At 69.4% G+C, this 14,051-nt stretch carries 6 protein-coding genes; 4 read left to right on the top strand and 2 right to left on the bottom strand.

Annotated features, from left to right (window positions below):
• Positions 1-79: 79 nt before the first annotated feature.
• From ACFY8U_RS06925 to ACFY8U_RS06915, 3 genes are all read left to right on the top strand, one after another.
• Entirely contained in the window at positions 80-1,711 is a 1,632-nt protein-coding gene (locus ACFY8U_RS06925) for a right-handed parallel beta-helix repeat-containing protein (RefSeq protein ID WP_389566674.1), read from the top strand.
• Positions 1,712-2,887: 1,176 nt separating this feature from the next.
• The gene (locus ACFY8U_RS06920) at positions 2,888-4,624 is read left to right on the top strand and encodes an immunity 49 family protein (RefSeq protein WP_389568239.1); all 1,737 of its coding nucleotides are present in this window, start codon (positions 2,888-2,890) and stop codon (positions 4,622-4,624) included.
• Positions 4,625-5,183: 559 nt separating this feature from the next.
• Positions 5,184-5,435 (top strand): hypothetical protein, encoded by a 252-nt coding sequence (locus tag ACFY8U_RS06915; RefSeq protein ID WP_361443720.1) that lies wholly within the window; start codon positions 5,184-5,186, stop codon positions 5,433-5,435.
• 901 nt (positions 5,436-6,336) lie between these two features.
• Here ACFY8U_RS06915 and ACFY8U_RS06910 read toward each other — a convergent pair.
• Positions 6,337-8,277 (bottom strand): GtrA family protein, encoded by a 1,941-nt coding sequence (locus tag ACFY8U_RS06910; RefSeq protein ID WP_389566671.1) that lies wholly within the window; start codon positions 8,275-8,277, stop codon positions 6,337-6,339.
• A 102-nt stretch (positions 8,278-8,379) separates the two neighbouring features.
• Between ACFY8U_RS06910 and ACFY8U_RS06905 the strand changes: the two genes are divergently transcribed.
• Positions 8,380-9,360, top strand: a complete 981-nt coding sequence (locus ACFY8U_RS06905; protein ID WP_389566668.1) for a glycosyltransferase family 2 protein — start codon at positions 8,380-8,382, stop codon at positions 9,358-9,360.
• A 66-nt stretch (positions 9,361-9,426) separates the two neighbouring features.
• Here ACFY8U_RS06905 and ACFY8U_RS06900 read toward each other — a convergent pair whose 3' ends face one another.
• Positions 9,427-14,049: a caspase family protein gene (locus tag ACFY8U_RS06900; protein WP_389566665.1), complete on the bottom strand. Its 4,623-nt coding sequence runs from the start codon at positions 14,047-14,049 to the stop codon at positions 9,427-9,429.
• Between the last annotated feature and the right edge of the window lie 2 nt (positions 14,050-14,051).

The following is a 14,051-nucleotide window of genomic DNA, read 5'->3' as shown; positions in this document are numbered from 1 at the left end:
CGGCATCAAGACCTGAGCGCGCCCCTCTCACGAGCGCGCGCTGAGCAGTCCCCGTCCCATGGCTCCTCAGGAGGAAGTTGTGCAACGAAGAGTGGCCCCGCTCGCACGAACCGGCCTCGTGGTGGGCACGGCGCTGAGCATGACGCTCGGCAGCATGGCGGTGCTGGCCCCCGCGACCGCCGCAGTCGCGTCCCCAGGCGTCGTCACCATGGCGGGCGCCCGGCCCGCCATGGCGAGCACGCAGACCGGCAGCGACAGACGCCACGCCGGTACGACGTACTTCATCGCCTGCGGCTCAGGCTCCGACAGCGCCTCCGGAACGTCACCGGGCTCCGCCTGGGACTCGCTGGAGAAGGCGAGTGCCGTCACGTACGGACCCGGCGACCGGATCCTGTTCCGGCGCGGCAGCACCTGCGACGGCGTGTTCGCCCCGACCGGGTCCGGCGCCCAGGGCGCACCCGTCAGGGTCGACGCGTACGGGAAGGGCGCGAAGCCCCGAATCCAGGGCAACGGTGCCCGTGCCGCAGTCCTGCTGGAGAACGTCGAGCAATGGGAGCTGCGCAACCTCGACGTCTCCAACAAGGGCGCCGCACCAGGGCCTGCGGAGCGCCGCGCGGGCATCCTCTTCCGTCTCACGGACTTCGGCACGGGGAAGCACTACGTCGTCGACGACGTGGACGTGCACGACGTCAACGGTTCCGACCACAAGGACCCGGATCCGTCGGGCGGCATCCTCTTCGTCGTGCGCGGTACGGCGACCCCGACCCGCTTCGACGGGATAGCGGTGACCGACTCGACCGTCCAGCACGTGGACCGAACCGGTATCTCGACCGCGTCCAGCTGGGGCAGGCGTCCCGAACACCCCCACAGCGGCGCGCCCGGGTGGGCGCCCAACACCGGCATCACCATCCGCAACAACAAGGTGATCGATGTCGGGGGCGACGGCATCGTGCTTCAGCACGGCCACCACGCGCTCGTCGAGCACAACCACGTCGACGGGTTCAACATGCGCTCCGCCGGCTACAACGTCGGAATCTGGGCGTGGAACTTCGACGACGCGGTGTACCAGTACAACGAGGTCACCGGCGGCCACGGGACTCTCGACTCGCAGGCCTTCGACTTCGACGGCGGGAACAACCGGAACGTCTACCAGTACAACTACAGCCACGACAACGAGGGCGGCTTCCTGCTCGTCTGCAACGCCACCGGGATGACGTCGGCCGACAACGTCTTCCGCTACAACGTGAGCATCGGCGACCGCAACACGTGGAGCCCGCCGTACGGGGTGATCTCCGTGGTCTGTCCGGCCGCCACGACCAACACGCAGGTCTACAACAACACCGTGGTCACCGACCAGGCGGGCACGGCCATGGTGAGCGACAACGGCAAGGGCGGGGTCACCTTCCGTAACAACATCTTCGTCAGCACCGCCGAGGGCGGTTCCCCGATTGTCGACGCGCTGAACACGTACGACCACAACCTTTACGTGGGTGTGGGCGCCGTGCCGGCGGGCGACGCCCACGCGGTCACGGCGGCCCCGGAGTTCCTCGAAGCCACCCCGGACAGCCCGAGCGACCTGCGGTTGCGCCCCGGCTCCCCGGCCCTGAGCGCGGGCACGCCGATCGAGAACCCGGGCAGGCACGACTACTTCGGCAACCGCCTGTACGGCACGACCGACATCGGCGCACACCAACGCCCTGGCCGGAGATAGCCGTCCACGGACGGGCCGGGCGGGCGCGTGCCGCCCGGCCACCCCGTCCGGCTCGCCGACAGCCCAGGGCGACGGTCCCGGCCGGGGGCCAGGCCTCGGCGCTACGGCGCTCGCGAGCCTCAGATCATCGCCAACAACCGCCGCCAACAGGGCGTTCGGTCGCTACGTCGCGGCCACACGGCCGTCAACTCACGGGCTCGGGGCCGTTCGGCGGGGTCACGCCAGTGCCCCAGCGTCCGTACTCATCCGGGAACGCCACGGGCGGACACCTCGGCCAGAGTCACCTTCGCATCCACCGTCTCCAATGGAGGTTCCGGCGCAACGGATACGCGACACCGCGATGTGCTCACACCTCTCAGGAAGGTAGAGAACCTTGGAGAGAAAAGGCCAGAAGGCGCAATCGTCCGACCACGGTGTCCCGCGGCGCGACCTGCTGGCCGGCGGTGCCGCGCTAGCGGGGGCCGCGTTGCTCGGCGCGGCGGGCCGGGCGAACGCCGTCACCTACGAAACCGTGCTGATCGGTAGCTTCGCCAGCACCGCAGCCCTGGAAGCGAACTGGAACTACCTCTACCCGTGGGGCTCGGACCACAACGGCACAGCCCGCATGTACAAGGATCGCGTCTCCATCTCCGGCGGAGTCCTCACCCTCACGGCGAGCCGGCTCTCCAGCCCCGAGGGGACCAGCTCCCATCCGCCGAACCTACCGATCAACTACCACTCCGGCGCCATCCACGCCAAGCATCAGATCACCGTGAACAGCACCTACCCCCACTACGAGGTCGGCGGCAACTCCCAGGCACCAACCTCCACCGGTTGCTGGCCTGCCTTCTGGCTGACCGGCGTCCAGTGGCCGCCCGAGGCAGACACCTGGATGGCGTCCGCTACGCCACCCACACCGCCCCCAGCTGGGTCGGCAGGCCGATGTGGCTCATCACTCAACCTGCAGATGGAAGCCGTCTCCGGGACACCAGGCCCGAGCAGCGCCGCCTACCGTGCCAACGGCGTATGGATCGGGCGCATAGCCCGCAATGGCTCAAGTCCCCCAGAACCGGGTCCCCGTCCACAGCGTGGGCGGGAAGCCCGGAGCCGGGCTGTGCGACTCCCTGTCGTATCCAGCCCCTAGGCTGTCGAGGGATTCGATCAAGGAGCAGGGCAGTGCGAATAGAGCGCCACCAGGTGGGCGGAGCGGCTGTGTCGGCAGCGCGCGAGGACTTCACGAACCGCATCGGGGGCCGGGTTCGGTCCATGTCGAGAGCCGGCCGGATGGCCACCTACGAGTGGCAGTCGATCACCGACGATTTCCTCGACTACCTGGGCGCCCTCTCGGTCGAAACTCCTGACCTCAACACGGCGGAGGCCAAGGCCGCCCTCAAGGACGCCTCCGAAGCCGCGGCCGGCGCCGTCGCCTACGCGGCGTATCACCCGCACTGCAGCTTCCAGGTCTTCCTGGAGTACGTGAACTTCGGCATGAGCTACGACCCGGGTGAGGATGCCCCCGCGGAGAGCGTCACGCCCGGAGAGTGGATCGACGCGCTCTGCTTGTCGGTCCTCCGGGACAAGGCCAAGTGGCACGGTGAGGCCTTCCACTTCGCCCGGCAGAAGTTCGCGGAGAAGGCGCAGGGAACGCCCGCCGGCGAGCTCGCGACGGGACTGACGGCCGTGGTCCTGAACGACACCGGCGACGACGAGGAATACCCGCCGAGCGCTCAGGCCAAGGTCTCCGCCGTCGACGCGGCCCTGGACAGGATCCGTACCCGCGCCGAGGAGACCGGCGAGCCTCTCCTGGACCGGCCGGACAGTGCGGCACTGCGCACGCTGCGCGCCCTGGCTGCCGAGAATCGGGAGGTCTTCGATGCCGCGCTGGCCGACCTGCTGGCCAGGCACAGCACCCTGCACGGCCCCTCGGCCTCCCCGAGCAGTCTTCTGCCGCTCGTTCCCATAGCCCTTGCCGCGCTCGCGTACCGGACCCTGGGGTGGGCGCCTGCCGTCAGCTCCGACTATCTCCCGCACGCGCTGATCACCGGCTTCGAAACCCGAGGCCCGAGGGTCGCGGGGTTCGGCCGCGACCGACGGCCGGACGCGGTCGCCGCGCTCGCCGCGGGCCCGCTGGTGGTGGAGCGGCCCGCCTGTGAGCGCGATGGGATGCAGCGGATCGAGGCCATGTACAAGGAGCACATGCGGGAGGCCTTCGCCTCCGTCGACGGAGAGCCCCTCGCTGTCTGGCGCCTCGGCTGGGTCATGGAAGATCAGGAACGTCTCTTCCAGTGGCGGGCAGGAGAGTCTGGCGAGGTCACGGACGCCCAGCTCGCGAATCTTCGGCTGGCGTCCCAGATGGGGGCTGCCCTGTTCCGCATCGCCCTGGCGGAGCCGGGCGCCGAGGTCGAGGTGACCATCGACGGCCGCAACCTGCGTTACCCGGCCGAGCGGAACGAGGAAGCCGGCGCCCACAACTGGCAGAAGGCCACTGCCTTCGCCTTGATCACCGGGACACGGGAGGACCTCGTCCCCCTGGTTCTCACCGGCCCTGCCTTCGCCCGCCCGGACGGCTCCGCCTTCAGCGCGTACCGCGAAGCCCTTCACGCCTATCTGAAGGGCACCGACCCCGAACAGGCCGCACAGCGTGCGCTGCAGCAGGTGGAGAAGGCCAAGGACTGGGGCTTCGCCGTGCCGCCGGCCGTGCTGTTGTCGCAACTCGTGGAAGGCGATGAGGAGAGCTTCAACCTGGCCCTGGCCGACGCGCTCGAAGCCCACCGCGACTACTACCAGGTTGCCGACCGTGCCGACGATCCGGACGCGTCCGTCAACCTCGACATCCTCGCCCTGGCCTGCCACGCCCGCCGCCGGGGCTGGGACATCCGTGTCGTTTCCCCCTACCTTCCGCAAGGTCTGCTGCGGGCCGCCGCGCCCTTCTAGCGGCGGAGTCGGCTGGCGCGCCGCCCCATGCCAACTGCTGATCGCCGCCGGCGAGCACCGACCCGGGTATCTCAAGCCGCTGGAGGTGCTCGACCGCACCCGCTGAACGGGGCCTCTGGCGGTGCCGCGCGCCGCCAGAGTCTCGGTGAGGTTCATGGCCAGTGAGAGGGCGTGGCCGGCGGCGACGCCCCAGCGGCGGAGGAAGCGGATGTGCGGGTGGTGGGCGGCGACAATTCCTCAACCGCCCCGCCGGAGTGAGCTGTCAGGTCACGCCGAGACAGAATGCAGTCCGTATGCGCCTTCGCGGGCTTGCTCGGCCCGGAGCTGGCCCGCACGAGACCGGACGGTTCTTGGACGTCGGACACCGCGTCGGCCGGGCCGCCGGCGGCGAAGTCTACGGTGGCACCCGAAGCTGCGATCTGCCCCCGGAGGAACGCGGACCCGATGGCGTCCAGCGTGCGAGGATCCGGCGCCTCTGCATGGACTCGCGGTGCGCATGTGCAGCCTGAGGGAGATCCTTGGTCCAGCTGTGCACTCGGTTGCTGTGAGGAGGCTTGCTGTGGCGCTGAAGACCGTCGTGACAATGACTGTGAGCGACGCTGCTCTCGAGGAGGCTCACCGGGCTATGCAGCCCTTGGTCAACGGTCGATTCGGTCCGGTGGAGACTTCCACTTCCCGGGCAGATGACGGCCCGAAGGCACGGACCAAGCTGCAGCTATCGCTGGCCGGCGATGTCCGGGATCAGGTGGAGGAGCAGCTTGCCGCGGTGCCTGTCCTGGCGTACGACGTCGAGGTGCGCGAAGGGTATTGAGTTCGCTCGCTTGGCTCGACGGGTCTCTGCCAACCACTGGCCGATGCCGGGCCGGCCCGACGACGTGCACCCAGGCGGCGTAGGGCCGGGGGGCCAGTGGCAGAAGAGGTAGAGGCCCCCCAGGGACTGGCTCGGGTGTCAGCTCGAATCTGGCGCAACGGCCGGGGCAACGCCGACTGCAACCGGCCCGGCTGCCGCGTAGTCCTCGCAGCGCGGCTCCACCAATCGGCTGCTTCTGACGACCAAGATGTCTGAGGCCTGGCAGATCGACACAAGCCGCCAGCGGCGCTCTGGTGCGTGCTGGACGCCGAGGCCGTCCTTCCTCAGGGTTCTCGTGCTGGCGACGTTCTCGCACGAGTCGTCCCGCGGCGGCGCCGACGATCCCGGACCCCTGTATGAGCGCGGCGGTCGAGCAGCCGGCGCCGCCCGGCCGGGCGCAAGCGGTGGTAAGCCGCCCACCTCCGCGTTCGGCACGGGAAACGAATACAACCCCGCCGACCGCGGCGAGCGCGGGCACCACGACGGAGCTGAGGACAGCGAGCAACGGGGACTGGCCGGCGAATTTGCCTCGGATGGCGGAGCGGGTGGGGTCCCGCCGCGGCTGGATGCTCATCGACTTGCCGGTCGACAGCGGGCTCGCCTTCCTGCCGGGCATGGCGAACGCCGAACCGCGAGACGCCTTCTCGTCGCAGGTTCACGTCCTGTCCCCGCTACGAAAGACAAGCGGCCCGGCGCAGCCCGGCTCCTTGTGTCGTTCCCGGCCACGGGTGTCGGGCAGCGCTTCTTGAAGCATCTTCATCCCGTCCCGCGAGCTCAGGACAGTCGGCTGCGGCGGGTGGAAATCTGTCCGCCGTGCCGGTGGTGGTGTCGCCTCTTACGGCCGCGCAGACGCGGGTGACGGTCAGGGACTCGGTGAGACAGGTGCAGGCCACTCGTCTGTTGCGGACCGGTCCGGCGCAGGCTCCTGGTCCTCCGAGGCGGCGCGGTTGCGGGTGAACACCGAAGCCGCGATCAGGACCAGGATGAGCGTCCCGGCCAACGCGGGCCAATAGACGTAACGGTAATTTGCCTGCGGCGCGGTCGGCAGGTAGCACGCGATGTAGAGCACGGAACTCAGCCCCAGCAGGCGCAGTTCCCGAGACCAGGGCCCCGGCCAACGCCGACGGAGGGTCGCCACCAGGGCGACGGCCAGCCAGAACCACGCCTGAAAGAGCGCCGGCACGTCGTTGGCGAAGCCCGTCACGTAGGACCTCATGGCGCTTTCGAGCGACGGATCCACCTTGACATTGGCCGGCGTGCCGCTGAAACTGCCGCTCACGTAGCGCAGATTCCCGTCGAACAACAGTCTGGTGAACGTCCGGGCGCGGTACTTCACATAGCCGGAGGCTTCGTGCGGCATCTGCTGGAGCCACATTCTGACCAGCACATCCGCCTCACCCGCAGTGAAGTGCGGGCCCATCTTGTCCCTGTAGCCGGGAGCATGTGGATAGCACGCGAAGTAGGCGTCCCACAGGATCTTTCTCCGTTGACAGGTCTGGGCGGCCATCACGAGATCGTCGCGGAACGAAGGGGTGGCTCCGGCCTGCTCGGCAGCGGACCGGACCTCGCGCGGGGTGAGGACGTGGATGACGTCGTCCAGCGGGATCTGCGCATATTGCCGCACTGGCATCGGGCGGGTCGCGGAGGACACCGCCACGCTGCCGACCGCGGTGAAAGCCAGCAGGGAGCCGACAGCGAGCAGCCACCGACGCCTGCCCGGCGCCGGCCATAGTGCGCACACGAGCATCGGGACGATCGGCACGACTGCGGGGAGCGCGTTCTTCCGGACCAGGATTGCGTAGGCCATGAAGAGCAGACCCAGTGCCAGCACGGCCCAGCGGGCGCGGTCGTTGCCTGCCGGCAACTCGCGGGCGAAGAGTGCGAGTGCGGCCACGGCAAGCAGCGCATAGGCCATGTGCACGTCTTTCCACACCACGCCGGTGAAGTTGGCAACGTGCGGCGCGAGGCCGACCCCCAGCATCAGTACTGACATGGGACGGCTGCCTGTCCGCTTCCACAACGAGACAGCAAGCAGCCACAGAGTCCCCCACAACAGGGCGGACTGGAGAGCGGCCATCGCCGAGAGCGCTCCAGTGGAGTGGATGAGACCGCGCCACAGCAACGCCATGACCGGTGGATGCCAGTCGGTCACAGGCCGCGCGCCCTGTGCCTGGAGAAGCTGCTCAACGCTGTCCCGCGTCAGGAAGCCGGGGTGAAAGGCCGTAGAGACCATCCAGCCGCAGAACGCGGCCATCAGGGCCAAGCACGCCGGCCAGATCTGATCGTCGCGCCGCGCCCCCTTGCGAAGCCCCGTGGGTCTCGGCGCGTCGGAGGAGCCTTCTCGGTCCGACGTGAAGACAAATCCTCGGTAGACGCTGAAGCGGACGAAGGTCGCCACTGCCCACCCGGTCAGCCGGGCCACATTGTCGGTCAAGGGAGTGGAGGGGCTGAACAGCAGATGAGCCAGATACACAGGGGCGGCGGTGATGACGAGTCCCACCAGATTGACTCCCACGAACCAGGCCAACTCACCCGGGGCGACCGGCCCCTTGCGGTCGCGGTAGGTCCAGTGACGATTACCGAACCAACTGACCAGCATGGCCAGCAACGTGGCGACGGCTGAAGCAGCGACCGGAGCCGAATTCATCAGCCCCTCGCCCGGCGGGCCGAAGACGAGCAGGTTGAAACTTGCCGTTTCCACGGCGAATGCGAGAGCGCCGACAAGGCCGAAGGCCGCGATCTCCCTCCAGACGGTTCGCATCCAGGCGAGTGAACCTCGAAACCAAGCCGTCGGCCGCAGCATGGCGCGATGGTAACGTACGCCGCGAAACATACCAAATACCGCTTTTGGTGCTGAAAGGTACATAGCTCGGCGCCAGGGAATATAGAGGCATAGGGAAGATCAATGAACCCCACCGTCGCGTGCGTCATTCCCTGTTACAACGAGGAGGCGGCCGTCGGGAAGGTCGTGCGCGACCTGCGTGCGTCCCTGCCTGACGCGGTCATCTACGTCTATGACAATGCCTCTACCGACAACACCGTCGCCGAGGCTCACGCTGCCGGCGCGGTCGTCCGGCACGAACCCCGCAAGGGCAAGGGCAACGTCATCCGCCGCGCCTTCGCCGATGTCGAGGCCGAAGCGCTCCTCATCATCGACGGCGATGACACCTACGACGCTTCCAGGGCCCGCGAAATGGTCGACCTTCTCTTCGCCGGCCCCTACGACCAGGTTGTGGGCGCCCGCCGGGAGAGTGTCGAAACCGCATACCGAGCGGGTCACGCGGTCGGCAACAAGATGCTCACCGGAGCCGTCCGCATCCTCTTCGGCAACGACGTCAGCGACATGCTCAGCGGTTATCGGGTGTTCTCCCGCCGCTACGTCAAGTCCTTCCCCGCTCTGTCTCGCGAGTTCGAGACCGAGACAGAGATGACGGTCCACGCGCTCAGTCTGCGGCTTCCCACCGCCGAGCTGGAGGTGGCATTCAAAGATCGACCCGCGGGAAGCGTCAGCAAACTCCGCACCTACCGCGATGGTTGGCGCATCCTGAAGCTCATCCTCGGGCTGGCTCGCAGACAGCGCCCCTCCCAGTTCCACGCTGTCATCGCCGGCTTCTTCACCGCCATCGCCCTCACCCTGGGCCTGCCGATCGTCCTCGAGTTCGCTCGCACCGACACCGTGCCGCGACTACCCACCGCTGTTCTCGCCGCTTCCATCATGATCATCGCGGTTCTCGTCCTGCTCGTCGGCTACATCTTGGAATCGTTCAAGCACATGCGCCAGGAACAGGCCAGCCTTGCTCACCTCGGATACGCCGCTCCCTCCCGCGACACGGACCTTCTGCAAGTGACACTCGCGGACACAACCAGCCGAGCGTCCCGGTCTTAAGCCTCGCTGGACACCCACTACGACCTCGTACGCAGCCGGCGGATGAGCACCCGCAGCGGGGGCCTGTCAGTCGCAGGAGCGCTGGGGTGGGAGGTGCGGGAAAAGTGCCTCCCACTGGTCCTTCTCGACACTGAGCGGGTACCTGGCGCAGAGGCGCTCGTAAATCGCGTCGGTGTCGCGGTCGAGGAGGAAGGTGTACTTGGGCTCCATGGTTCCGCCGTCCCTCGGCCCGCCTCCCTGTACCAGCATCGAACCGTGGGGCGAGGCGGGCATGACGACCTCAGCGCCGGCGTCGAGGGTGACCGCCTCCGGGGTACGCCATTCGCCGTCCGGCGCTATGTCCCATATCCGGTAGGGCTGCTCGCCGGCACTGATCGTCACTGCCTGGTCGCCCGCCGGGCTGAACTGCAACTCCTCTATCTCCAGGTCGAAGCGCATAGCCTTGGTCACCTTCGGGTCCTTCGCATCGCTCACGTCCCAGAACTGCAGCTTCCCGTCCTTCAGGGCGGTGACCAGCCGGTCCTGCCCGGCCGACCAGTGCCTGTAGGGCGCGGCAGGGAGCCGGCCCCCTTCCCGGGGGTTGGTCGGGTCACTGACGTCCCAGAGTTTCGCCATTTCGTTCGCCTCCTGGACAACGACCAACTCGCTCTCCGGCAGGTACTCGACATCGATGGCGCCGCGGCCGAGCGCGATCCGCCCTTCCGACTCACGGGGGCGGCGCGGGTCACTGAGGTCCCACACCGTCAGGTCGTATCCGTCGGGATCCCCGGTTCTGTTGTCCGCCGTGACCAGAGCCCTGTCGCCCATGAACCAGGTGTCACGGTTGCGCACGTCCGCGAGAACGGGAATGTCCGACAGCTTCACCGGCCGCCGCACGTCCCGGACGTCCCACACCTGCGCCGTGGCACGGTCGGACGAACTGAGCACGAGCAGATTGCCGTCGGAGGACACAGCAGTCGTCATGCCTTGTGTCGTGCGGTAGGTGATCTCGCCCGCTTCCTCGGGCTTCCCGTGGTCGCCGTCGAACGTCCAGAGGCGGTAGACGTTCTTGCCTGCGTCGCCGAAGCGGTGCGCCAGCACGATCGGTCGGTCCCTGCCGGGCAGGAACGCCCTGGAGGACCAAGGGTGTGGAAGCGTGAATCGTCTGCGCGGTTCGGCCCCCTTCGCGGCGCTCGCCGTAGCCAGGTCCCATACAACGGATCGGTCAGGGTTCTTGACCTGGGTGAGCAGGAACCGGCCGTCGGGGCTGACGGGATCCGTATCGGCTTCGTAGTCGCGCACTTCTCCGTCGACCGCCTCCGCCGGTTTCGTGGCCGGCCAGATGCGGACCCGTCCTCCGACATCGCCCACGGCGAGGTGACGACCGTCCGGGCTGTACGCCACGCTCTGGACGGGCTCGGCCCCCGGCAGGGATCCGGCGCCGGTGTTCTCGTCGTAGAGGTTCCCCTTGGCCGGCACCACACGGACGCGGACGCCTTCCTGGCTCTCGGAGTCGGCGGCGGCCGCCATGACACCGTCCGGGCGGAAGCTCAACGACCTGATGTCCTTGTATCCGAAGGGCCACATGGTCGTCTCCTGTCCCGGGGGCACGGCTACGAGACGGCTGCCCGCTTCCACCGTCCACCAGGCCGTCTCCGACTCTGCGCCCGCCGCCAGCAGAAGGTCGCGCCGGGGATGGAAGGCGATGGCCATGACCGTCTTCGGGTTGGCCGTGTCCAGAAGGCGCGGACGGGACGGATCGCCGACATTCCACAGCTGGACTGTTGCCTTCTCGTTCTCCGCCCCAGCCCCAGCCCCGGCCCCGGCCCCGGCCCCGGCCCCGGCCCCGGCCCCGGCCCCGGCCCCGGCCCCGGCCCCGGCACTGGCACTGACACCTGCATCTGCACCTGGACCTGCACCGGCACTGTGGCCTGTCGCCAGCAGCCCCTCACGGTTGAACGACAACGCGACGAGGTCCCCCCGCGCCGCCCCGGGCTCCGCGCGCAGCCGTGGCTCCGACGGCTCGGACACGTCCCACAGCCGCAACTTCCCCGCCGCGCTCCCGGTGGCGAGCGTGCGGCCGTCCGGGCTGAACGCTGCCGTGAAGGTCGCACCACCGGTGATCGCGCGGCGGGCCAGGCGTCTCGGCTTTGCCGGGTCGGCCACGTCCCACAAGACGAGTTCATTCGCGGTCTGCGCAGCCAGCAACCGCTGTCGAGGATGAAAGGCAATGGCCGCGCTGCTCGTGAGCTCCAGGGACGTCGCCTTGCGGGGGGTGCTCGCCCTGGAGACGTCCCACAGCGCCACCCGTCCACCCCGCTGGCTGGTCGCCAGCAGCTTCCCGTCACCGCTGAAGGCGACGACGTGCACGGGTTCCCGCTCGTCCGCGGGCAACTCGACCGGTGTCAGGGTCAGATAGGACGAGTAGAGGCTCGAGCGGCTCGCGGGCGTGTCCGCCAGCCGGTACGCGGCCAGGCTCAGCCGGAGCGCCGTCTGCGGGTCCCGCCTACGCATGGTGTCGGCCTGTGAGGCCAACTGATCGGCCATGAGCACGGTCGCCCGGTTCTCGGCGTCCCGCTGCGCACCCCGCGCCACCACCGCCAGCACGCTCGCCAGCACGGCGAGCACCACGACCACCGCGACCGCAGAGCGGCGGACGGCCCGGCTGCGGCGCTGCGCACGGTCGGACGCCTGGAGGAAGTCCTGCTCCACCGGCCGAATCGGCAGCGTGCCACCGCCCTGCCCGAGCCGTGCCCGTGCCGACGCGAGCTGGTCGCCGCCGTACAGGCCGCTGTCCGGACGGCCGGCTTCGTGCCAGCCCTCAGCCGCCGCACCCAGCCTTCGGCGCTCCAGCAGCCCGGACCGGTCCTCGAGGATCCAGTCCCGCAGCCGCGGCCAGGCGTACAGCAGCGAGTCGTGGCAGAGTTGCGCCTCGCCCTCGTCGACGACGACCAGCCGGGCCGCCGCCAACCGGCCGACCAGGCCGCCGACGCCGGCGAGGTCCTGCGACGGCACCCGGCGACGTACCGCACGGCCGCCGTCGTCCACGAGCAGCACCATGCGCAGCATCAGTTCACGCAGCGTGCGTTGCCCGGCCGGATCCAGCGAGTCGTACAGCTCGTCGGCCGTGCGCGCGACGGAGGTGCGTATCCCGCCGGCTGCCTGGTACCCGGCGTATGTCAGCAGGTCGCCGTGGCGGCGTGCCCAGGTCTGCCGCAGGGCGTGCGCCAGGAACGGCAGCGCCACGGCGTCGCCCTCGACAGCGCGTTCCTGGCGCAGTTCGCGCAGGATGTGGTCAGCGAGCCCGTCCTCCAGGCTCAGGCCGGCGTGCTCGGCGGGCCGTTCGACGGCGGCGCGCAGCTCGTCGTCGGACATGGCGGCGACGGTGAACTGCCCCTCCCGCACGATCCGGGCGAGGCGCGCGTCGTTCAGGCACTGCCCGTAGAAGTCGGCCCGCAGCCCGAGAACGATCCGGGGGCCGTTGTCGCCTGGTGGGCCGGAGATGGCCCGGACGAAGAGCTCGCGCTCCTCCACGTCCTGGCACTGGGTGAAGATTTCCTCCAGTTGGTCGACGACCACGACGTCGGGCCCGCTGCTCGTCCCGAAGCGCCCCGCGCCCAGCTCGCGTTCCACCTCGGCGAACGGCCTGCCGACGGCCGCCGCCCACATCTCGGCGAGCGTACGGAACGGGCGCGGCCCCGCGCCGGGGACGAGAAGCACCCGCTCGGTCGCCAGGGCCGCCACGAGCCCCGCTCTGAGCAGCGAGGACTTGCCGGCCCCGGAAGGCCCGACGAGAACGACGGGCCCTGCGGAGTCCTTGTTCCTCACCCGTTCCACGAGCGACCGGGTCAGTTCCTCCCGCCCGAAGAACAGATGGTGCTGCTCGGGAAGGAACGGCCGCATGCCGGGATACGGGCACGGCCCCTCGCTCTGCGGTTCGACCGCTTCCGTCTCCGCGCCCACCACCCGCCCCGGATTGCGGGCCACGCGCAGGTCGGCGGCACGTCCCACGCCGTCCGAATGCGGGCGCGCGGGACCGCCCTGGAACCGCTGGTCGAGGCTCCGGTACAGGTCGAGAAGCGTGAACCAGGCCGGCCCGCCGGCATCGCCCTCGGTCAGCAGCCGCAGCAGCTCACCGCTGAAGAGCGTGTGCCGCGCTCCCTCGGGGGCGAACGACGCCGCGTAGTGCGTGGCGGAGGTGAGCAGGAAACTGCCCTCGGGGCGGGCGGAGGTGAGCAGTTCGCGGTACGAGTCCTGGGGCGCGGCGTCCGCGAGCCCCGAGAAGCAGCAGTCGAGGACGACGACCGGGCTGGCCGTCGCGTCCCCGAGTCGTTTGCTGATCTGGTCGTAGGGCACGGCGTGGACGGTGTCGCCCGGTGATGCGGTGCCGGAGGTGGCGAGGTACAACTGCCTGCCCGGACCGAGCAGTCCGTGCCCGACGAAGAAGAACAGCACCACGCCGGCTTCGGAGGCATCGATCGCGGCCTGTACGGCGGCAAGCACCTCTGTCGGCCCCTCGGGGTCGATGACCTCGGTGACCCGGCCCTCCATGCCGCAGCGCCGGCGCAGCACGTCCGCGATGTCGTGTGCGGAGCGCGCCGCGCTGGGCAGGTCCGCGAGCCCCGCAGCCCCCTCGGCGCCGTACCGGCCGGTCCCGACGACGACGGCATGGCAGTTCGCCGCCGCCAGGTCTCCCCGCTCGCCCGGCATCG

The organism is Streptomyces sp. NPDC012508, assembly GCF_042902595.1.
GTDB lineage: Bacteria > Actinomycetota > Actinomycetes > Streptomycetales > Streptomycetaceae > Streptomyces.
This window is presented reverse-complemented; position numbering and strand designations above follow the sequence as displayed.